Raw genomic sequence first — 22,127 nt, 5'->3', positions numbered from 1 at the left:
TTCAATTCCTGATGGCCCAGAAGGTCAGCTCAAGCCCGGCGAACTCGCCCCCGACATGGAACGCGAAGCCACCCGACTGCTCCAGCTGCGCGATATCGCGGGCATTCATGTCCAGCATGAAATAGGTCTTGGCGGCGTGGAACGGGATCTGGCGCGGCGCCACGGGCAGTGGTTTGACCTTGATACCCGCCAGGTGCAGATTGACCAATTCGCGTATGCGCTCAACCGCGCCGACTTTCAAATGCGCCGGCAGGCGTTGGCGCAAGGCCTCCGAATCACACTGCGCCGTAGCCGCCAGGATGAACGTCGCCGTACCCAGCAATTTCAGGTCGCTGACCGGGCAAACCAATACGCCGTACTGACGTTGTTGCAATGGCAACTCGATGGAGTGCTGTTCCAGCACGACCGACAGCACCGTACGCACAGCCTCCATCAGCCCCCGGAAACTTGCCCCCTGGTCAGCGTGCCGGTAATGCACATCCAGCGCCGGGCGCCTGCTATCGCTGGCGAACGTCGACAACTCACCGAGCAGCGCCACCAGTGCGCGGAACACCGCTTCAGGGCGAACCTGGGCCTGGCTCAAGCAGTGGCGCAGCTCCAACTCGGTACGATTGATCACTTGCAGCATGAGGAAATCGCCCACCTGCGTGCCGGCGGCGCTGCTCTCGCCCCGGATCCGCGCCGCGATGGCATCCCCCCGCGACGCCAGCAGGCCGATCACCTCCTTGAGACAAGACGATACATACCCGCGATCCTGCATAAAAATGAACGTCGGGACGAACTCCGCATCCAGGCGCACGCCCCCCGCATCGGTAGACTCCAGCACCTGGGCGACCTTGAGTCTGACGAAGCCCTGTTCCCTGTGCTGCTCACCCAGCAGGAGACGCAAATCAGGTCGCGCGCAGTGAATCCGACAGCGAGCGTCGGCACCGGCGTTCGAATCACCTACCTCCACCTCACAAGCGAGGTAGCGCGCCAGGACATCGCCCTGCTCCGGTTGGCGGGCTTCAATCTGATTGCCGGTTGCCAGCAGCAGCGCCAGGTAAACAGCCTGTTCCCCTGGGTTGGCGGGTACCTGTAATACCAGAGGCTCCATCGCGGTGCCGTGGTCGAACAGGCTACCGTCCGGCAATACACCGCTGGCTTGAGTGACCACCAGTTTGCCCAGGTTGAGGTACTGCACATCGAGTTCCAGCGTGAGGAAGCCCCAGGCGTCAGGACCCAGCAAACGCGTCTGGTTGAGCTGTTGCTGGTAATGGCGGTCGTTGTGCTGCAAGTGCTGCGGCCGCAACAGCATGCCTTCCTGCCAAATGACTTTATGCGCGTGCATATCACTGCACCTCCTTGCCGGAGCGCGGGTCGGCAAGCCGGATTCCGTCGTGGTCCAGTACCAGCTCGGCACGGTTCAATTGCTGCGCGGTGAGCGGAACGAGCAGCCGCCATTGAACGTGCGGCAAGTCTCGGTACGCCGCCAGCACGCCCACAAAATGACTTTTTGGCCCGACACTCAGCTTGAGCGCCAGTCGGTCCCCTGGGCGCAGCTCTATTTCCTCGCTGCTCACCCAGTCCTTTGGCAATACCTGCTCGGCGTGGTCATACAGGCTGAAGAAATCGGCATTCTCGAAAGCTACGCCATGGCGCAGTTCAATCAGTTGCAGCACGACCGGCGAGGGTCGGCCATGAAGGTCCGGGTTGACCTGCTCACTGGCGGTCAGTACCAGGTCCAGTTTGGTCAATGTCGAAAAAGGCGATACGGCGCTGCAGCCAGCCAACAGGCCGAGCGTGAGCAACAGGGGCGTGAGGGTGACTCGATACATGGACATCATCCTGGATAATCGCTGTGCAGGGTTGAGATCAGGCGAACCTGTTCTTCAAAGGCCCGGCTGTGTTGCAGCCGTTCAACCTCCAGCCGACAAAGGCGCGCCACCTTGATCGCCAGCGCCTTTCGGGCAACGTGGTCAAGGCGGCCCAGGTCAAGCCCCAGCGCCGCAGCAAACTCCGTCCAGAAGACGTCATCCGGCGGCGGTGCCGTCGCGACAGAGTCCGCTACGGGAAGCTGCTTGACGGGCTCCACCCGGCACGGCATTGCCACATGCTCACGGTCGGCGGCGTGCCGGTCCGCCCACTCTCCGGGCTCGCCAACGCCCGCATTCAAAGCTGCCAGTTCATCCGAGGTGCTATGTCGCTGATGCTCAAGGTCCAGTGCCCGCAACGGGTCCAGGGCCAGGAAAGCATCGTCGGGAATCGGCACTCCCGTGGTGATGGGCTGCTCACGCAAAAGTGGAGTCGGCTCCATCAACCGCGCACGTATCGACAGCGCACCCAGTTCGAACACGTCGCCATCTTCGATCAATCGCGCCTGCCCTTTGTGCAACCGTTCGCAACTGCCTGCCATGCCGATACCGTTGCTGCTGATATCCGTCAGAAAGTAACGACCTTCGCGGTAACCCACCAAACCGTGGTGACTGGAGAGCAGCCGGCTGGGATCATGGATGACCCAGTCACAGCCAGAGCCACGCCCAATCACACCGCCCACGCCGTCAAACACTTTGCGCACCGTGGACACAGGGTCTGCGCCTGCGGCCTCACTTACCTCAAACACAAGCCGCATGGTCAAGCTCCCTCTTTCTTATCGGCCACGGGTCACCGCCTGGGGCTCACCCAAAGGACGGTATTGGGCATCATCGAATACGTAATTGGCGTTACAACCGCCAAGCAGACACAACACAAGCACGACGACGTGCCACGGACGATCAGGCATCAGGTTTCTCCTCGGTGAAAAGGCCCGCCGACTTCATATCGATGACGGCGGCAATGATCTCGGCAATCCTCGGATGCACCGTTCAACGCTCCCCGCTGGCTTCGCCGCAAGGAATGTTCAAGCGTGCAAGCCGGTAAAGCAGCGTGCGCCGTGCGACGCCGAGCTCACGCGCCGTACGGGTCCGGTTGCCACGATTCTTGTGCAGGCAATCGAGCAGGAACACGCGCTCTACCCGCTCCAGACGCTGGCGCAGCGTGACATCATCAACGGCGGTCGCGGCCGACGCCTGGGGAAGCGACAGGTGCGCCGGCAGGATCACGTTGTCGTCACACAGCAGAACGGCTCGCTCCACCAGGCACTTGAGTTCACGCACGTTGCCAGGAAAGGCATGACTCGACAGTTGATCAAGGGCGATATTCGACCATTCCACAGGTGTCCTTCCCAGGCTTGCGCACGCCTTGTCGGCGAAATGCCGTGCCAGCTGCAGCACATCCCCGTCTCGCTCACGCAAGGCCGGTAACTGGATGGGGAACTGGGCAAGCCGGTAATAAAGATCCTCGCGAAAACTGCCTTCGGCGACCATGGCTGCGAGGTCACGGTGGGTCGCCGCGATGATGCGCACATCAACCTTGTGCGCAGCACTGGCGCCCAATGGGCGAACCTCACCTTCCTGCAATACCCGCAACAACTTGGCTTGCAGGGTCAGTGGCATATCGCCGATTTCATCCAGCAGCAACGTGCCGCCATGGGCGGCGTCGAACAGCCCTGCATAGTTGCGCTCGGCACCGGTAAATGCGCCTTTGCGGTAGCCGAACAGCTCGCTCTCCAACAAGCCTTCCGGGAACGCAGCGCAGTTCTGCACCACGAAAGCCTTGGCTGCACGCGGCCCTGCCAAGTGGATGGCCCGAGCCACCACCTCTTTGCCGGTGCCGGTTTCTCCCCGTAGCAGGACGGTATAAGGGGTATGCAGCACCTTGCTGATCAATTGGCAGGTTTGCGCCATCGCTGTGCTATGGCCAATCAGGCCATACGTGCCTGTCAGCGACACTGGGCGCCCTTGCGGCGCAACAGCCGGCACCCACCGCAGGCTGCGCAGCAGGGCCAGTTGGTGCAAGGCGAAGCTGGCGAACTGGCCCAGCGAGGACGCGTAGCCTTGCAACGCTGCCGGGCGTTGGGTCACGCACAGCAGCACGCCTGTGAGCGTATTGAGGCGGTTGAACAGCGGCACACTCAACAAGGCGCGCCAAGGTGATGCGAGCACCGGCAAGAAACCCAGGTCGTAAGGGCTGTTTTGCACATCATCCACACTGACCGCGGCGCCTTGATCCAGTGTGTCGCGCAGTAAAGGCACCTGTCGCGGATCGATACTTGAAGTCGCCACCGCCACCGAGGGCGTCGCGCTCAGATGTTGGGCGGCCAGCTCAAGCCGGCCGGTCGCTTCGTCAAGCCGGTACAACTGGGTGAGCTCACAGTGACTCAGTTGCGCCACCGCTGAAACGCACGCGCCGGGCAATGAAGCGCCGTCACTGTCCAGGCCTATACGTGTGAAGCAGCCGATCAAGGCGTTGGCGTGGGCAAGCGGGTCAGGCAATTGATCAAGGTCGGTCATTGGCTGAACTCGCAGAGCGGCAGGCCGTTGCCATCCAATCGCGCATGCACCGAGGAAACCGGGGTCTCCATGGCCATGGCGCCGAGCAGACCGTCCACCATCTGCGGCAACAAATGGCGCTCGATCCAATGGTCGATGTACCGCGCACCGCTGTCACCGTCCGCGCAACGCTCGGTCATGTGCGCGACCAATTCTGGCGTGTAGGTGAATGCCAGTTTGCGCGAGTGCAGCCGTTGGCCAAGGCCCGCAAGCTTGAGCTCTGCCACGTCGTGCAGCACCTGCTCGTCAATCGGGTAATACGGTATGACGCGCATACGGGCGAGCAATGCGGGCTTGAAGTGGGCACGCAGCACCGGGTAAATGGCGTCTTGCAGCACCTGGGGTTCAGGTCGTTGACCGCCTGCGCAAAGCGCGTTGATAGCGTCGCTGGCGAGGTTGGATGTCATCAGCAGCACGGTGTTGCGAAAGTCGATTTCCCGCCCTTCGCCATCATTCGCGCGCCCTTTGTCAAAGACCTGGTAAAACAGGTTCAATACCTCAGGGTCGGCCTTCTCCACCTCGTCGAGCAGCACGACTGAATAGGGACGCTGGCGTACGGCTTCGGTCAAAACCCCGCCCTCGCCATAACCGACATAACCCGGTGGCGCACCGATCAATCGGGAAAGCGCGTGCTTCTCTTGGTACTCCGACATATTGATGGTGGTGACAAACCGTTCACCGCCGTACAGAAGATCCGCCAGGGCCAGGGCTGTTTCTGTCTTGCCTACACCGCTTGGCCCCACCAGCAGAAACACCCCGACAGGGGCATCGACCTTGTTGAGCCCGGCGGCAACGGCGCGCAAGGCACGATCAAGGGCCTGCACCGCGTGGTCCTGCCCAAGCACGCGCGAGCGCAAGGCCGCGGCAAACCCAAGCACTTTTGTGTTCGGTTCAAGGGCCAGCTGCTCGACGGGAATACCGGTCCACGCGCTGATGACATGCGCTACGCCGTGCGGGCAGACCTCAGGTTTCACCAACGGCCCATCGCGCTCAAGCCACTGTTGCTCCAGTACCTGGCGCTCGTGCTCAAGGGTTTCCAGGCGCAACTTCAGCGCCTGAAGGGCCTGCGCATCCACAGGCAATCCGCTATCAAAGTCTCGACTCAGCGCCCGCGCCTGCCGCTGGCCCTCGATCAGTTCGGCGCGTAACGCCTGCAGGGCCTCAGGCGGCATTGCCTGACGCGTGCGGACGCTGGCACAGGCGGTGTCCAGCACGTCCACCGCCTTGTCCGGCAACTGTCGGCCCACCAGATAGCGTGCGCTCATGTGGGCCGCTGCTACCACCGCATCATCACGGACATACACGCCATGGCTCGCTTCATAGACAGGCACCAGTCCCCGCAGAATCGACACTGCCTGCTCGACACTCGGCTCCTCGACCAGTACCGGCTGGAACCGTCGCGCCAATGCCGGGTCCTTTTCGATGTACTGCTTGTATTCCGACCAGGTGGTAGCAGCGATCGTACGCAGCGCGCCGCGCGCCAGGGCCGGTTTGAGCAGGTTGGCCGCGTCCAGGCCTCCCGGCTGGGCGCCAGCGCCCACCAAGGTATGGGCTTCGTCGATAAACAGGATGACCGGCTCAGGCGATGCGTTCACTTCATCGATCACACCTTTGAGACGTCGCTCGAACTCGCCTTTGAGGCCAGCACCCGCTTGCAGCAAGCCCATATCGAGGGTCAGCACGCGAACGCTTTTAAGGGCCTCGGGCACCTGCAAAGCCGCGATCTGCAACGCAAGCCCTTCGACGATCGCCGTTTTCCCCACCCCGGCCTCCCCCACGAGAATCGGGTTGTTCTTGCGCCGCCGCACCAGGATGTCGATCAATTGCCGTATTTCGCGCTCGCGGCACAGCACTGGGTCTATCCGACCCTCACGGGCATGCTGGGTGAGGTCCTGGGTAAAGCGCTGCAACAGCGACTCCGTGACAATCGGCTGACTTTCGCAGGGCTGGCCCTGCAGAAAATCACGCACCCTGCCGGTATTTAGACGGCTGAGCACCGCGTGATACCAGCTGCCCGCATGCTCCAGCGGGTGCTGTAAAAGTGCCAGCAACAGGGCACCGTGATCGACGCAACGTTGGCCCAACTCTACGTGTGCAACCATCACGGCTTGTTGTAACCACAGCACCAAGGCCTGGGCGAACACCGGGTTGCGTGTAGCGCTCTGCTCACTCCTGGGCTGCAAGGCTGCTTGCAGTTCGCCCAGGGAAACGTCGGCATCTGCCAGTGCCTTGGCCATCAACCCGGCGGGATGCTCGAGCAAGGCCAGAAGCAGATCCTCCACCAACACTTCATGACCACCACGCGCCATGCAGCGCTCGGCCGCGCGCGTCAGGTCCCGGCGGGTCTGGGCCGTCAATGCAAGGATCAGTTGTTGCAGGTCCACATTAATCATGCTCATCAATCCTTAATGAAAATGGCCGGCGAGCGTGATCGCACCGTCCGCTCGCTCATGTTCCAGCCAACTGGTCCAACCCAGGCGGCACACATTGTTTTCGCCGATATGCAACGCCCTGATTTCGCCGGGTGCCAGTACCAGGCGCAGGTCAAATTGCAACGCGTCTCGCGCGGTTAAACGTACCAGCGAGCACGCGGGGGCATAGGCCGTTCCCGTGGGCAGAAAGTCGTGAAAACGCTGCCAACCCAGGGCCTTGATGTGCACTCTGAACTTGCCGCTGCGATCAGCGATGCGACGCCCCAATACCAGGTCGTGGCCAAGCGTGCAGTTGGCGTGGCCCAAGTCATTGCGCTGCGAATGCGCGACGTCCACCGTGCGTTCGACCCATTGCTCGATGAACACCTGGGCATGCTTGAAGTAATACCGCAGGACGGTCTCCATCAACGCAGCCGAGTGCGCGCGCAGGCTCAGAAGCCCGAGGTAAGGCAGCAAGCGCTTGCAATCAAGAAGCGAGGCGCTCCGTATCGCGTGACTGCCGAGGCCAATCAGCGCAAACATTTGCTGGGAAAACCCATCACTGGCGCCCTTTTGAAAGCAGGCCCGGTAACGGTATTTGCGCCAGATCGGTAACATCAGACGGTGCAGTCGGTGGTGGAACATATCGAGGAAGTCCCGCGTGGGGTTACCACCTGCGCGCTCCACAAACGCCTGCTCGGCATAAAACGCGGGCAATGGTGAGCCCGCGCCAAACAACCCCAGCACGTTGATGCGCAGACGCGCCCGCAAGTGCCCGTGGTCCAGGAAAAACTCCACACGGTCGATATCGTGTCCTGCAAACCCCAGGCCTGGATTGGCCTGGAATTCCAGCTGGTCATACAGCGCATCCTCATCCAGCAGGGGATGAGCTTCACGTAAACGTGCGACCACCTGCACCACCGCCTGGAATAGCGTGTATTCGCGGATGGCATGGCAAAGCTGAGTCAAAGCAGGGGTTGCTGCCCCATCCGGAACGGCCATAGATACACGTCTCCTTGTGTGCTGATCACTCGCAACTCGTGATACGAATTGAGGCTGGCGTAAAGCGCAAAGAACTGATTGAGGACCGAAGCGAACACAAATAGATCGCCCTGGCCTGCAAACCCCAGGGGATCCACCGTCAGGTCCACCCGCAATCCGCGAATCGGCAGGCCCCGGTGCAACCGGTCAACCGCTTCGTGCTGGATAGAGCGCAGCGCGCCCAACTTTTTCTGGCTGATTTTCAGCGCCTGTCGATCGTGATAGCGCGGCAGATCGTAGGTCGCGAGAATCACTTTCAATGCGTTGATATCGGTCAGCGACACATAGTTGAGCGACATGTTGCTGATGAGCTTCCAGAGATAATCCTGGTCCAGTGGCGGCGCAAAACTCGCGGTTGGCGCAGTGATGTTACGGAACGTCAATGACTCAGGGGTGTGCTCGCCGGGCTGGTTGATCTCACCTGCCCTTAGCTGTCGCGGCAGACCGGCATTGGTACAGGTCAGCTCGATCGACAGTGTTTCCGGGCCCTGCTCGCAGCGATCGCCAAAGCCTATCCAGGTAGCCAGCCCGTCATGCTGGACCGACGGCCGTTGACGGATGCTGAAGCTGGGCAGCGCCCGCGAAGTTTCGCCATCATGGTCATGCTCGAACGACTCAAAGGGCACGTAGGTTTGATAGCCCAAGCCGCCAGGACGCCATCCGGTAACACGGTCAACCGAAAACACCCCGGCGTTTTCCGGAGAATATTCCCCCGGCAACAGCAGGTATTCATCCTGTTTTCCATCCAGCCGAATGGGTATCGCGTCGTGACTGAACAGGTTGACGATAGGCGTGCAGTACAGCTTGACGTTGTCCAGGGTGGGGCGCTGGAGCGCATGCCCCAGGGTGCACAGCTCGAAGCGCAACACCATGCCATGTGCCTGCTTGAGCACCTCTTGGGGGAATCGATGCAGCGCACCCAACCCTTGAACATCGACAAACAAGTATTTCTCGGGAAACGTGAAATATTCCTGCAAGTGGCGATAACCACGGAAGGTGTTTTGCGGGTAAGGAATTAATGCGTGTTCCTCTGCAAAACCCACCGGCTGAACCTGGCTGGCGCTGAGCCATAGCGTCGCAGGTTGACCATCGATCCCGTTGACCGGCAAATCGTTTTGATCCAATAGCTGCAGATGGATGCCATCCAGATGTCGCAACAAGCTGAGGTACAGGCCTTGGCTCACATAGTGGTCTCCGGCCAGGTGCAGTCGTAACGATTCGAATGTCAGCGCACTGAAATTCCCCTCTGCACTCAGGGTCAGGCGCAGGTCCAACCAGGTTGCTTCGCCCTGGCAGGCGTAATCCAGGCTACGAAGTTGCAGCGGCATCACATCGGTGGCATAGCAGGTTCTGAAACGGCAACGCTCGCCCTGGATGGGCACGCTTTCCACTGCGGTGTCCCGTGCCACGCGAACGCTGGGGCCGGCGCAGTTCAACGGGTCAAATTGCAGGATGCTGAAAGCAGGCATTGGGCGCATGTAATTGGGCCATAACAGCTGCATCAGGGAATGCGTCAACTCAGGCAGCTCGTCATCGAGCTTCTGGCGCAGGCGTGCGGTCAGGAATGCAAAACCCTCCAGCAAACGCTCCACATCCGGGTCTTGACCGGTCTCGGCGAGAAACGGTGCCAGGGCCGGATTGCGCTCGGAAAAGCGCCGCCCGAGTTGTCGCAGGGCACTGAGTTCGCTTTGAAAATAGCGGTTAAAGGCCATCTGCGCAGACCTCTACCTGCCCGGCATCCGCCAGGCGCGCATGGAACACGACGGCTTGTGTGCCACCGTCGATGAGCAGCCCGGCCTCGATGGCAAATGCCAGTGCCAACGTTTCATGGACGCGCGGGAGCACCCTGACGCGAACATTCACCAGCCGTGGTTCGTAAGCCTGGATGAAGCGCTCGATCAGCAGGCGTGACTGGGTCAGGGATTCATGCAGGCTGAGCCGCATATCATTGAGATCAGGCAAGCCGTAATCCAGCAGCGTCTGGACGCTGCCGGCGCGGGTGCTGAGCATTTTCGTCAAATGCGCGGCGACGGACGTCATGCGGCACACGCTGGCGCACGCATCGGGCTCGAGGCGCTCGAAAAGGCTGTTTTGGTGGCGCATCCCCTGGCCTCGGCTCATTCTTTGTCGAGCTTGCCGACGAGAGACAAGGTGAAGTCCGCCCCCATGTACTTGAAATGCGGCCGTACGCTCAAACTGACGCGGTACCAGCCCGGCTCACCCTCGACATCGCTGACGACGATGCGCGCTGCGCGCAGCGGACGGCGCCCGCGCACCTCGGCACTGGGGTTTTCCTGATCCGCCACGTATTGGCGAATCCACTTGTTGAGTTCCAACTCCAGGTCGGTCCGTTCCTTCCACGAGCCCAGTTGTTCGCGCTGCAGGACCTTGAGGTAGTGGGCAAGGCGATTGATCACCATCATGTAAGGCAACTGGGTACCGAGCCGGTAGTTCAGCTCCGCTGCCTTGCCCTCTTCGCTGATGCCGAACGTCTTGGGTTTCTGCACGGAACTGGCGGAAAAGAAGGCAGCGTTGTCACTGCCCTTGCGCATGGTCAGGGCGATGAACCCTTCTTGCGCCAGCTCGTATTCGCGCCGGTCTGAAACCAGTACCTCGGTAGGGATCTTGGTTTCAATCTCACCCATGCTCTGGAAATGATGCAGCGGCAAGTCCTCGACCGCCCCGCCACTCTGGGGGCCGATGATGTTCGGGCACCAGCGAAAGCGCGCGAAACTGTCGGTCAGGCGAGTGGCGAAGGCGTAGGCCGTATTGCCCCACAGGTAGTGCTCGTGGCTGTTGACCACATTTTCCTGGTAGGCAAAGGTTTTGACCGGGCACTCAAGGGGATCGTACGGCGTGCGCAATAAAAAACGCGGTACGGTAAGGCCGATGTAGCGGGCATCTTCGCTCTGGCGAAAGCTCTGCCACTTGGCAAACTGCGGGCCTTCGAAATGATCCTTGAGATCCTTGAGGTCAGGTAGGCCGGTAAAGCTTTCCAGACCAAAGAAGCCTGGCCCGGCGGCCGCGATGAACGGCGCGTGAGCCATACCGGCGACACTGGAAACGTACTGCATGAGTTTCACATCAGGCGCGCTGGGGGACAGGAAGTAGTTAGCGATGATCGCCCCTACCGGCTGGCCGCCAAACTGGCCGTATTCAGCACTGTAGATATGCTTGTAAAGCCCCGACTGGGTCACTTCCGGGGAATCCTCGAAGTCGTCCAGCAGGTCCTGCCGAGAGACATTCAGCAGCTCTATCTTGATGTTCTCGCGAAAATTGGTGCGCTCTACCAGCAGTTGCAGCCCTCGCCAGGCTGCCTCCAGTGCCTGGAAGTCCGAGTGGTGCAGAATCTCGTCCACTTGCTGGCTGAGCTTGGCATCGATCTCGGCAATCATCCGGTCGACCAGACGCTTCTTGACCGGTTCTTCGCGGTTGTGAGGCTTTACCAGTTCTTCGATAAACGCCGACACCCCCCGCTTGGCGATGCTGTATGCCTCGTCATCGGCGCTCAGCAACGTCTGGGCAATGATGTTGTCGAGAATGCTGCACTCGTCGGCGGCTTTGGGCAGAGGCAGCGAGTTGTACTGGGTAGTCGTCATGGTATCAGTGTCCTTTTACTGAAGAGGTTCGGCATCAGGGCTGCTCAGCCCCAGCTCGGCCAGCACCCGAGCACGGGAGTCGTCATCGGCCAGGGCCTGCTCAATGGCTTTACGAAAGCTCGGGGTGTTGCCCAGCGGGCCCTTGAGTGCCACCAATGCCTCGCGCAGCACCATCAGCTTTTGCAACTGCGGTATTTGCTCGACCAGGCTGGCGGGGTTGAAGTCCTTCATCGAGTTGATCCGCACCTGGACCGCCAGTTCTTCAACCTCTGCGTCATCCTGAAGGCGATTGGGCACGCTCAATGTCAAATTCAGGGCCTGTTTGGCCAACACCTCGTCGAGGCTGTTCTTGTCGATCCCGATAGGCTTGCGATCCTCAAGCTTGCGCGGGTCGTCGCGCTGGGAAAAATCTCCCAGCACCAACAGTTTCAACGGCAGCTCGACGTCCTCCTGTGCACCACCAAGCGCGGGTTTGAAGGTGATATTGATACGTTCCTTGGGTGCTACCGAACCGTCTTTGGCCATGGTGCTTCTCCTTTTTGATGATTTTTATTCGAGTACTGCTTCCAGATCGAACTGGCACAACCGGCGATGCGTGGCGTCTTTGCTTTCGCGCACGGCGTGGTTTTGCGGCAACAGGTCATAGCAGCGGTACAGGAGCCGGCCGACGTGCAGGGCCAGTTCCGGCTCCCAGCGGTCCAGGCCCGCGCGCTGTAGTTCGAGGTCCAGCTGTTCCAGCTGGATTCTGCCCAGGTCAGGCTTGCCCGCGCGCATGCACAACCTGGCCAGTGCCAGCCGCCAATGAAAGCGCGCGCGCTCACTGCCAGCGCTGTGCAAACCCTGCTTGAGCACGCCGACGGCAGCCTTGAGCCCGTCCTTGCGCAAGCTGGGCATGACCGTCTGCAAGGCGGCTTCCCAGGGTTCGCTGCCGCCATCGGCAACGGCATTGAAAGGCTCGGCTTTGTGCAGGTGGCGAACAACATGAAGCGTGATCCACTCACAGGTCGCCGCGCCCGCAAACGGCGTGCCGTCGTCGAAGCGCAATTCGGGCAGGTTCGGCAAACGTTGCAATAACAGCGCGAAGCTCGTTTCCAGCTCGGTCATGGCCAAGTTCGCGTGCAAGGCTTCAAGGCATTCCCAGAGCATGCGTAGCCCATCGAACCAGAACAATGCGCCCGCCAGGCTGACCTCGAGCTCAAGCAACAGCTCGGCGTGATGGCCTTGGCTGAGACGATCCTGGTAACGTTTAAGCTTGTCGGGAGCCAGCGGGCGCAACGCCGTCACCCCCTCACTGTTGGCATCGGGATAATTGACCAGGCTCAGCCACGCCAAGGTGCGTCCCAAACGCAAGGCCCGCAGGTCGGTGGCATTCTGGCGCAACCACCAGGCACACAATGTACGGGCCTGTTCCTGTAAGGCGCGCAGCACTTTGTGGGCATCTTTTTCATTGTTGATCAGCAGCTCAGGCTTGAGCGACTGCGTGAGCGCCTGCTTGACCTGGGTGATCACGCCCGCAGCGCCCGCTGGCTGCGCGCCGTCTTGCGCGGCACGCGCCAGACGTTCCGCCAGTTGTCGCCGGATCGGCAACAACAACGGGGCGTCACTGCCAAGGCGTTCGTTCAATAGCTCATCAAGGCGCACGAGGTGTGCCTGCAGCGCCTGGAACAAGGGCAATCGGTCGACAAGCGACAGGTTCTGCGAGAAGAGCGGGGCCAGGCGCGTCACCAGCCAACCCAATGCGGCAACGCGGGTGCGCAGCTTGGTGGGATAGACCGCCGCCCAGTGATGCTCACAGAGATAAACCAGCAAACCGAGGCCGGCCAGCAACCCCGGGAATGAATCACGCTGATGCAGTCCCCAGGTGAGCCACACAGCGAGGCGCAGGTCCTTGGACTGCTCACGCAACAGGCGCTCACTGGACTCGCAGACCTGCTGCCAGTCCGGCAGGCTCGCGCCATGTATGGACTGCGCCTTGGCAACCTCGGCTTCCACGGTTTCAAACTCACTCGAAAAGCGCACGTCATTGCCGGCGAAATCCCCTGGCGAACAAGGTTTCCGTGCAAGTTCCTGGTAATAAGCGCACGTCTTTTCTGAATGAACCATTTTTGGGCTGCACACAACTATGAAGGCTGAATAGGCAAACTTGATGCTGGGAAATGCGTAGCAGAGCTGCGCTTAACCCTCGTTCAACACACAACGAAGTGAACGAACCTTAGCCATCAAAAAAACAGCCAGCAAGCCATAGCACTACACTTAAGGAATTTCCTACGAGCCCTCTAAAATCAAGGCCTGCGCAGTAATTTGCGCACTTAATCAAGTTAAATAGCCCGCGATCACCGCCAACTGCGCCTGATTACTCACTTCTCACCATGAGCAACTAACTGCGCACTTATGTGCAACTTAAAATACTAAAAACCCGCAAAATCAGCCCCCTATGAAACGCTCTAACTTTCTACACCTTGATTTCATTGACCCACGCACTTTCAGGCACGCTTTTTGTTAAAGGCATTTCACCCGGCCGACAACTTCATCGCTCGGGAGCACCTACTCAATCAGACAAGGAAACCCGTCATGCCAACACCCGCGTACCTCTCAGTCACCGGTGTCAAACAAGGTTTGATCACCGCAGGTACATTTACCCAGGACTCGGTAGGCAACATTTATCAGGAAGGCCACGAGGATCAGATTCTGGTGCAGGCATTTGCCCATCAGGTGATCATTCCCCGCGACCCGCAATCGGGCCAGCCTACCGGCCAGCGCGTGCATAAACCGCTGATGATCAGCAAGGTCTTCGACAAATCCTCGCCCCTGCTATTCAGCGCACTGACCTCGGGGGAAGAAGTGTCATGCCGGTTGGAATGGTTTCGCACCTCTTCGGCAGGCACCCAGGAGCACTACTTCACCATTGAACTGGAAGGCGCGACGATCGTGGACATCCAGTCGCGCATGCCCAACTGCCAGGACCCGGACAACGCCCACTTCACCCATCTGGAGGACGTGTATTTCACCTATCGCAAGATCGTCTGGACCCATGAAGTAGCCGGCACTTCAGGCTCGGACGACTGGCGCAGTCCGGTAGCCGGCTAACCGCGGCGGTGGCGGGAACGGCCCAGGGAAGGTGCCGTTCCTGCTCGCGCTACACCATCGCCAGCGGGTGCTTGCGCTTGGGGGCGCCAAAAACGCGGTCGATCGCGTCCAGGTCATGTTCGTCCAACACCAGCTTCGCAGCAGCGGCATTTTGCCGTATGTGCTCGGGCGTTACTGCCTTGGGGATGGCGATCACACCTTCTTGACGCAAAACCCAGGCTAGAGAGACTTGCGCGGGGGTGGCCTCATGACGATGGGCAATCTGCTTGAGCGTCGGGCTCGCCAACAGCTTGCCGCCCTGGGCAATCGGGCAGTAAGCCATCAAGGGCAGATGGTGCTGTTGCCACCATGGCAGCAGGTCGAACTCAATACCACGTTCTTCAATGTTGTAGAGCACCTGGTTGGTCGCACACGCGGGGGACGCCAGTTCCTGCAGGTCTGCCACATCAAAGTTGGAAACACCCCAACGGCCGATTTTGCCAGCTTCGCGCAGACGCTCGAACGCTTCGACAGTTTCTGCAAGGGGGTACTGGCCGCGCCAATGCAGCAGGTACAGATCGATGTAGTCGGTGCCCAGGCGCTGAAGACTGGCTTCGCAGGCGCGGGGCACGCCTTGGCTGCTGGCGTTGTGCGGATAGACCTTGCTTACCAAAAATACCCGGTCGCGGCGGCCCTTGATGGCCTCGCCGACCACCTCCTCCGCACCGCCTTCGCCGTACATTTCAGCGGTATCGATCAGGGTCAGGCGTTCGTCGATACCCAGCTGCAAGGCGGCCACTTCGGCACGGCGCTGGTTTGGGTCTTCGCCCATGCGCCAGGTTCCCTGGCCGATGACAGGGACGGGAACACCGGCCAGATCGATAGTACGCATGACAACCTCCTGATGAGTTCGCGGATTAACAGTGTGGCATTGACCGGACAAAAGGGTTCAATCGCAGTATGGTTGGCCTCTGATCAATCGCCAGGAATCACCCGCAATGCTGTTTGTTGTGATGCTCGGGGGCAAGCACCCCAGGGCCCGGATCGAAGTACACGATGTCGCGTTTGCCGTGGCGGACACGCTACAGGCCACCTACCCGCAATTGCGCGACGCCTGGTTTGGCAGCCCCAAGGGCGTGCACATCGATTCGTGGATGGCGGTCGATGGTGTCGACGGCTGGAAGGTCGAGTTCAGCCAATTGGCGCCGCATGGCGATGCGCCTCGCTTGTATTTCATCAACCTCGGCGGCTATGAGGCCAACCGCTTCGGCGAGGCGCATCACTACCTGTTGCTGGTGGCGCGCGACAAGCGCGAAGCGATGAGCAAGGGCAAGCAGCACCTGTTGCGCCACTGGTCCCAGGCCCACACCGACGCGGTAATGGATATCGACGACTGCCTGCCCATCGACCTGGTGGACGGCCGTTATGTGCATCTTGTACAAGGCCCGCACGCCGCCATCATCCAACAGAACGACTACATCGTTTTGGCCTGAACCCCGCGGGCCAGGCTGCTTCCGGCCCGCTCAGGCAAGTAGACGGAACTTTGCCAGGAAATAACCGCCTGAATCCGGTAGGCTCACCGTTTTTTTACTCAAGGAGTTATTTCCCATGGCCAAAGCCACCGCCCGCCACATCCTCGTTTCCACTGAAGACAAGTGCAACGAACTCAAGTCCCAGATCGAAGGCGGCGCTGATTTCGCAGAAGTCGCCAAAGCCAACTCCAGCTGCCCGTCCAGCCGTCAAGGCGGCGACCTGGGTTCGTTCGGTCCCGGCCAGATGGTCAAGGAATTCGACAGCGTGGTGTTCAGCGCCCCAGTCAATACCGTACAAGGCCCGGTGAAAACCCAGTTCGGTTATCACCTGCTGGAAGTCACCAGCCGCCAGGACTGATTCAGTCTGTGCTGATGTTGTAGACAACGGCCCGCCATTTGGCGGGCCGTTGTGCATGTGATGACTGACGACGCTTAAGCCGTTAACGTACAGCTCTCTATTTTTGTTCATCCGCGCTCAAGGCTGATAATGCGATTGGCTTTTCCCAGACTGTTCAGCATCACCCTGGTCGTGTTCCTGACCAGCAACGCCGTGATCGCGGCGCCACAAGCGTCCCTCACGGTGTATGGCGAGCCGGCCAAGTACCCGGACGGCTTCAGCCATTTCGACTATGCCAACCCCAATGCCCCCAAAGGCGGCAGCCTGCGCCGCTCCGCCCTGGAAATCGGGCGCTTTGACCACGTATTGCCGTATGTCGATAAAGGCATCGGTGTCTCCCAGGTCGATGGCTGGGTTTATGCGCCTCTGGCCCAGCGCTCCCTGGACGAGCCCTACACGGTCTACGGCCTGGTCGCTCAGAAGATGGAACGCGCCGACGACGGCCTGTCGCTGCGGTTCTACCTCAATCCCAAGGCGCGATTTGCCGACGGCAAACCGATCACCGCCGAAGACGTGCGCTACAGCTTCGACTTGTTGATGACCCAAGGCAGCCTGCGTTTTCGCACGCTGTTCGCCGACGTCAAGCATGTCGAAGTCGAAAACGAGCGCCAGGTGCGTTTCGACTTTTCCAGCAATGAAAACCGCACCCTGCCCCTGGATCTCGCCACCCTGCCGGTGTTCCCCGAACATTGGTGGAAGAGCCGCGACTTCGCCAACGGCGGCGGCTATGAAGCCCCACTGGGCAGTGGCCCGTACAAGGTCAGCAAGATCGACTCCGGCAACACCATCACTTTTACTCGCGACCCCGATTGGTGGGGCAAGGACTTGCCGGTCAGCCGTGGCCTGTACAACTTCGATCACCTGAGCCTTGAGTATTTCGGCGACACCGAAGTGGCGCGCCAGGTGCTGCGCGGCGGTGCCTACGACTTCAATCGGGAGTTTTCCGCCACCGGCTACTCCACCGGTTATAACGGCCCGGCCCTTGACGATGGCCGCCTGCAACGCGCGCATTTGGCCAAGGAGATGCCGCAACCGGCCCAGGGCTATGTCTTCAATGTGCAAAACCCGATGTTCAAGGACCGCCGCGTGCGCCAGGCCCTGGCCATGCTGTGGGATTTCGAATGGGCCAACCGGCAGATGATGCGCAACCTGTATATCCGCCAGCAGAGCTATTTCTCCAACAGCCCGCTCGCCGCCACCCAGTTACCGACCCAGGAAGAACTGGCGATCCTGGAACCGTTGCGCGGGCAGATTCCCGATGAGGTGTTCACCCAGGTATTCAAGGCGCCCGTTACCGATGGCAGCGGCATGATCCGTGACAAACAGTTGCAGGCCCTGGCCCTGCTGGAAGAAGCGGGCTGGAAGCCTGAAGGCGATAAGCTGGTCAACGCCGAGGGCGAGCCGTTAGAGTTCACCTTCCTCAACGCCCAGGCGGGCCTGGAACGTCTGCTGCTGCCGTACAAACGCAACTTGGCGCAGATCGGCATCACCTTGAATATCCGCCGCATCGACTCCTCCCAGTACGTCAACCGCTTGATGGCGCGGGACTACGACATGATCGTCACCGGTTTTCCGGTCACCACCTCGCCGGGCATGGAGCTGTACAATTTCTTCGGTTCCGCCGCCGCGTTCGATCCGGGCGCCAACAATTACATGGCGCTCCAGGACCCGGCCGTCGACCGCCTGATCAAGGGCCTGGTCAAGGCCGACACCCAGGCACAGATGCTCACCTATGCGCACGCACTGGACCGGGTGCTGCAGTGGAACTACCTGTGGATTCCCAACTATTACCCGCCCGGCACCTCCGCCGCGTGGTGGAACCGCTTCGGCCGCCCAGCCATCGAGGCGAAAAACGATGAAGCCCTGGAAACCTGGTGGGAAGTCAGCCCGACGCCACTGACCAACGAGCAGATGCAAGCCGAGCTGAAAAAACGCGGGGATGCGCGCTGATGTTTGCCTATATCGTGCGGCGCCTGCTGCTGATCATCCCGACCCTGGTGATCATCCTGCTGGTGAATTTCGTGATCGTGCAGGCCGCGCCCGGAGGGCCGGTGGAACAAGCCATCGCCCACTTGCAAGGCATCGGCGGCGGTGGTGTGGGCGGCGGCGCAGGCGAAGGTATCAGCGGCTCGCGGGCCAGTCGTGGCCTGGACCCGAAGCTGATCAAGGACATCGAAAAGCAATACGGCTTCGACAAGCCTGCACCGGAACGCCTGTGGCTGATGCTCAAGAGCTACGCCCAACTGGACTTCGGCAACAGCTTCTTTCGCGGCTCGACGGTGATCGACCTGATCCTGGAAAAGATGCCGGTCACCATTTCCCTCGGCCTGTGGGCCACCTTGATCACTTACCTGGTGTCGATTCCCTTGGGCATCCGCAAGGCGGTGCGCCATGGCAGCAGCTTCGATGTGTGGAGCAGCACCGCCATAGTCATCGGCTATGCGATGCCGGCGTTCCTGTTTGCGATGTTTCTGATCGTGGTGTTTGCCGGCGGCACGTCGCTGAACTGGTTCCCAGTGCGCGGGTTGGTGTCGGAAAATTTCGAAACACTGAGCACCGTGGGCAAGATCGCCGACTATTTCTGGCACCTGGTATTGCCGGTCACGGCACTGGTGATCGGCGGGTTCGCCACCTTGACCATCCTCACCAAAAACTCGTTCCTCAACGAAATTACCCGGCAGTACGTGGTCACCGCGCGCGCCAAGGGCTTGAGCGAACGCCGCGTGCTGTACGGCCATGTGTTTCGCAACGCGATGCTGCTGGTGATTTCCGGGATTCCCCAAGCGTTCATCAGCGTATTCTTCGCCGGTTCCCTGCTGATCGAAGTGATCTTCTCCCTCGACGGCCTGGGCCGCATGAGCTATGAGGCGGCTGTCTCACGGGACTACCCGGTGGTGTTTGGTTCGTTGTTTATCTTCACCCTGTTCGGCCTCTTGATAAAACTCATCGGCGACCTCTGTTACACCCTGGTGGACCCGCGTATCGACTTCGCTGCGAGGAACGCCTGATGCTCAATCTGTCACCCGTGGCTCGTCGGCGTTTCGAGCGCTTCAAGAAGAACCGTCGCGGTTGGTGGTCACTTTGGCTATTTATTGGTTTGTTTATCCTGACCCTGGGTGGCGAGTTGATCGCCAACGACAAGCCGCTGGTGCTCAGTTTCAAGCACGAGCTGTATTTCCCGGTATTCAAGCGCTACACCGAACAGCAGTTCGGCGGGCAGTTGCCGTTCCAGGCCGACTACCGCAGTGACTACGTGCAGAAGCTGATAAAGCAGGACGGCGGCTGGATGTGGTTCCCGCCGATCCCGTTCAGCGACGATACACCCAACTACGAGCTGGCCCGCCCTGCCCCCAGCCCGCCGTCGACGGTGAATTGGCTGGGCACCGATGACCAATCGCGGGATGTGCTGGCGCGGGTGATCTTCGGCGCACGGGTGTCGATCCTGTTTGCCCTTGCGCTGACCGCGATCAGCGCCGCCATCGGCATCGCCGCCGGGGCATTGCAGGGTTACTACGGCGGCTGGGTAGACTTGCTGGGGCAACGCATCCTGGAGGTGTGGTCGGGCCTGCCGGTGCTGTACCTGCTGATTATCCTGTCAGGCTTTGTCGAGCCGAATTTCTGGTGGTTGCTGGGCATCATGGCGCTGTTTTCCTGGCTGGCGCTGGTGGATGTGGTGCGCGCCGAGTTCCTGCGCGGGCGCAACCTGGAGTACGTCAAGGCCGCGCGCGCCCTGGGCCTGGGCGACGGCAAGATCATTGGCCGGCATATCCTGCCCAATGCCATGACCGCCACCTTGAGCTATTTACCGTTCATCCTGACCGGGGCGATTTCGACCTTGAGCGCCCTGGATTTCCTCGGCTTCGGCATGCCGGCCGGCAGTGCGTCGCTGGGCGAGTTGATCGCCCAGGGCAAGCAGAACCTGCAAGCCCCATGGCTGGGCCTGACGGCGTTTTTCACCCTGGCGCTGATCCTGTCGCTGCTGGTGTTTATCGGCGAGGCGTTGCGTGATGCCTTCGACCCTCGCTCATGAGTGACTGCGTATGAACCTGATCGAAATCCGTGACCTCAGCGTGGCGTTCAGCGGCCACACCGTGGTGCGCAATGTGAACCTGGACGTGCGCCCCGGCGAGTGCCTGGCGCTGGTGGGTGAGTCGGGCTCGGGCAAGTCGGTGACCGCTCATTCGATCCTGCAACTGCTGCCCGAAGCCGGCACGCTCAGCACAGGCTCGGTGAAGTATCGCGGCCAGGAGCTGATGGGCGCGTCGCCTAAGGCCCTGCAAAAGCTGCGCGGCAACCGTATTGCCATGATCTTCCAGGAGCCGATGACCTCGCTGAACCCGCTGCATACGATCAAAAAGCAGATCGGCGAGACCCTGCTGCTGCACAAGGGCCTGGGCGGCAAGGCGGCGCAGGCGCGTATCCTCGAGCTGCTCGACCTGGTCGGCATCCAGAAACCCCAGGAGCGGCTCAAGGCCTACCCCCATCAACTCTCCGGAGGCCAGCGCCAGCGGGTGATGATCGCCATGGCCCTGGCCTGCGAGCCGGAGCTGCTGATTGCCGACGAACCCACCACCGCGCTGGACGTGACCGTGCAGCGCAAGATCCTGCTGCTGCTCAAGTCGTTGCAGCAACGCCTGGGCATGTCACTGCTGCTAATCAGCCATGACCTCAACCTGGTGCGCAGCATTGCCCAGCGGGTGTGCGTGATGCGCGCCGGCGAGATCGTCGAGCAGGCCGACTGCCAGGCCTTGTTTGCCGCGCCACAGCACCCCTACAGCCGCTTGCTGCTGGACGCCGAGCCTTCGGCTGAAGTGTTGTGCGGCGAAGAGCGCGAGACCGTATTGCAGGTGAACGACCTGAGCGTGCGGTTTGCTCTCGGCGGCGGGCTGCTGCGACCCAAGCGCTACCTGCGGGCGGTGGACGGTATCAGCCTCAGTGTGCAACGCGGCAAGACCCTGGGGATTGTCGGGGAGTCCGGCTCGGGCAAGTCGACCCTGGGCCAGGCGATCCTGCGCCTGCTCGATTCCACCGGCAGCATCCGCTTCCAGGGCGAGGCCCTCGACCCGCTCAACCACCGGCAGATGCGCCCATGGCGCAAGCAGATGCAGGTGGTGTTCCAGGACCCGTATGGCAGCCTCAGCCCGCGCATGTCGGTGCAACAGATCATCAGCGAGGGCCTGGAAGTCCACGCCCCGTGCAGCCTCGACGCGCGCGAAGCGCAGGTGATCCAGGTGCTCAAGGACGTCGGCCTGGACCCTGCCAGCCGGCACCGTTACCCCCATGAGTTTTCCGGTGGCCAGCGCCAGCGCATTGCTATCGCCCGGGCGCTGGTGCTAAAGCCGGCGTTGATGCTGCTGGATGAACCGACCTCGGCGCTGGACCGTACGGTGCAAAAACAAGTGGTGGCCTTGTTGCGCGAACTGCAGGAGAAATACGGCCTGACCTACCTGTTCATCAGCCATGACCTGGCGGTGGTGCGGGCAATGGCCCACGATATGATCGTGGTCAAGGACGGCAAAGTGGTAGAGCGCGGCCCCAGCCATGCCGTGTTCGAAGCGCCGCAGCATCCCTACACCAAGGAACTGTTGGCTGCCGCACACATCCCCTTGTAGAAGCGCGTTTATAGTGGCGAGCGGGCTCCCTCGCCACGCTTCACCTGCTGGACCATCAAT

Annotated in this window: 20 protein-coding genes; 7 read left to right on the top strand and 13 right to left on the bottom strand. The window is 60.8% G+C overall.

The window, feature by feature from the left end:
• Position 1: 1 nt before the first annotated feature.
• The 12 genes from tssK to tssA form a co-directional block, all read right to left on the bottom strand.
• Positions 2-1,330, bottom strand: a complete 1,329-nt coding sequence (gene tssK / locus C4J89_RS12430) for a type VI secretion system baseplate subunit TssK (RefSeq protein WP_124414570.1) — start codon at positions 1,328-1,330, stop codon at positions 2-4.
• 1 nt (position 1,331) lies between these two features.
• Positions 1,332-1,817 carry a type VI secretion system lipoprotein TssJ gene (gene tssJ, locus C4J89_RS12425; protein WP_124370543.1) on the bottom strand — a complete coding sequence of 162 codons (486 nt, stop codon included), beginning with the start codon at positions 1,815-1,817 and terminating at the stop codon, positions 1,332-1,334.
• 5 nt (positions 1,818-1,822) lie between these two features.
• Complete coding sequence (tagH, locus tag C4J89_RS12420) at positions 1,823-2,611, bottom strand: type VI secretion system-associated FHA domain protein TagH (RefSeq protein WP_124414569.1); 789 nt, start codon at positions 2,609-2,611, stop codon at positions 1,823-1,825.
• A gap of 18 nt (positions 2,612-2,629) precedes the next feature.
• On the bottom strand, positions 2,630-2,761 hold the full coding sequence (locus C4J89_RS12415) for a type VI secretion protein (RefSeq protein ID WP_124362636.1): 132 nt from the start codon (positions 2,759-2,761) through the stop codon (positions 2,630-2,632).
• A gap of 82 nt (positions 2,762-2,843) precedes the next feature.
• Positions 2,844-4,370 carry a sigma-54-dependent Fis family transcriptional regulator gene (locus tag C4J89_RS12410; RefSeq protein ID WP_124362635.1) on the bottom strand — a complete coding sequence of 509 codons (1,527 nt, stop codon included), beginning with the start codon at positions 4,368-4,370 and terminating at the stop codon, positions 2,844-2,846.
• A complete protein-coding gene (locus C4J89_RS12405; RefSeq protein WP_124414568.1) occupies positions 4,367-6,802 on the bottom strand; it encodes an AAA family ATPase in 2,436 nt (811 codons plus the stop codon). Before C4J89_RS12405 ends, C4J89_RS12410 begins: the two co-directional genes overlap by 4 nt.
• Positions 6,803-6,814: 12 nt before the next feature.
• Positions 6,815-7,822, bottom strand: a complete 1,008-nt coding sequence (gene tssG / locus C4J89_RS12400) for a type VI secretion system baseplate subunit TssG (RefSeq protein ID WP_124414567.1) — start codon at positions 7,820-7,822, stop codon at positions 6,815-6,817.
• Complete coding sequence (gene tssF / locus C4J89_RS12395; RefSeq protein ID WP_124414566.1) at positions 7,786-9,573, bottom strand: type VI secretion system baseplate subunit TssF; 1,788 nt, start codon at positions 9,571-9,573, stop codon at positions 7,786-7,788. The genes tssG and tssF overlap by 37 nt, the downstream gene beginning before the upstream one ends.
• Positions 9,563-9,964 carry a type VI secretion system baseplate subunit TssE gene (gene tssE / locus C4J89_RS12390; RefSeq protein WP_124414565.1) on the bottom strand — a complete coding sequence of 134 codons (402 nt, stop codon included), beginning with the start codon at positions 9,962-9,964 and terminating at the stop codon, positions 9,563-9,565. The genes tssF and tssE overlap by 11 nt, the downstream gene beginning before the upstream one ends.
• Positions 9,965-9,978: 14 nt before the next feature.
• On the bottom strand, positions 9,979-11,460 hold the full coding sequence (tssC, locus tag C4J89_RS12385) for a type VI secretion system contractile sheath large subunit (protein WP_124414564.1): 1,482 nt from the start codon (positions 11,458-11,460) through the stop codon (positions 9,979-9,981).
• 15 nt (positions 11,461-11,475) lie between these two features.
• Complete coding sequence (tssB, locus tag C4J89_RS12380) at positions 11,476-11,985, bottom strand: type VI secretion system contractile sheath small subunit (RefSeq protein ID WP_124414563.1); 510 nt, start codon at positions 11,983-11,985, stop codon at positions 11,476-11,478.
• A 24-nt stretch (positions 11,986-12,009) separates the two neighbouring features.
• Positions 12,010-13,563, bottom strand: coding sequence for a type VI secretion system protein TssA (tssA, locus tag C4J89_RS12375; protein ID WP_124414562.1), 1,554 nt, complete (start codon positions 13,561-13,563; stop codon positions 12,010-12,012).
• Between the two features lie 468 nt (positions 13,564-14,031).
• Between tssA and C4J89_RS12370 the strand changes: the two genes are divergently transcribed.
• Positions 14,032-14,547: an Hcp family type VI secretion system effector gene (locus C4J89_RS12370; protein ID WP_124362628.1), complete on the top strand. Its 516-nt coding sequence runs from the start codon at positions 14,032-14,034 to the stop codon at positions 14,545-14,547.
• 49 nt (positions 14,548-14,596) lie between these two features.
• Here the strand turns inward: C4J89_RS12370 and C4J89_RS12365 are convergent, their stop codons facing one another.
• Positions 14,597-15,418, bottom strand: a complete 822-nt coding sequence (locus C4J89_RS12365; RefSeq protein ID WP_124414561.1) for an aldo/keto reductase — start codon at positions 15,416-15,418, stop codon at positions 14,597-14,599.
• Positions 15,419-15,524: 106 nt separating this feature from the next.
• Between C4J89_RS12365 and C4J89_RS12360 the strand changes: the two genes are divergently transcribed.
• From C4J89_RS12360 to C4J89_RS12335, 6 genes are all read left to right on the top strand, one after another.
• Entirely contained in the window at positions 15,525-16,019 is a 495-nt protein-coding gene (locus C4J89_RS12360; protein WP_124414560.1) for a DUF1543 domain-containing protein, read from the top strand.
• A 115-nt stretch (positions 16,020-16,134) separates the two neighbouring features.
• Positions 16,135-16,416: a peptidylprolyl isomerase gene (locus tag C4J89_RS12355; protein WP_124362625.1), complete on the top strand. Its 282-nt coding sequence runs from the start codon at positions 16,135-16,137 to the stop codon at positions 16,414-16,416.
• Between the two features lie 129 nt (positions 16,417-16,545).
• Positions 16,546-18,405: an extracellular solute-binding protein gene (locus C4J89_RS12350; RefSeq protein ID WP_124414559.1), complete on the top strand. Its 1,860-nt coding sequence runs from the start codon at positions 16,546-16,548 to the stop codon at positions 18,403-18,405.
• The gene (locus tag C4J89_RS12345) at positions 18,405-19,463 is read left to right on the top strand and encodes a microcin C ABC transporter permease YejB (RefSeq protein ID WP_124362623.1); all 1,059 of its coding nucleotides are present in this window, start codon (positions 18,405-18,407) and stop codon (positions 19,461-19,463) included. The genes C4J89_RS12350 and C4J89_RS12345 overlap by 1 nt, the downstream gene beginning before the upstream one ends.
• Complete coding sequence (locus tag C4J89_RS12340; protein ID WP_164484536.1) at positions 19,463-20,485, top strand: ABC transporter permease; 1,023 nt, start codon at positions 19,463-19,465, stop codon at positions 20,483-20,485. Before C4J89_RS12345 ends, C4J89_RS12340 begins: the two co-directional genes overlap by 1 nt.
• A gap of 10 nt (positions 20,486-20,495) precedes the next feature.
• Positions 20,496-22,067, top strand: a complete 1,572-nt coding sequence (locus tag C4J89_RS12335; RefSeq protein WP_124414558.1) for an ABC transporter ATP-binding protein — start codon at positions 20,496-20,498, stop codon at positions 22,065-22,067.
• The last annotated feature ends 60 nt before the right edge of the window (positions 22,068-22,127 follow it).

This window comes from Pseudomonas sp. R4-35-07, assembly GCF_003852235.1.
GTDB lineage: Bacteria > Pseudomonadota > Gammaproteobacteria > Pseudomonadales > Pseudomonadaceae > Aquipseudomonas.
The sequence above is the reverse complement of the archived record's forward strand: the minus strand, read 5'-3'. Positions and strand labels throughout refer to the sequence as shown.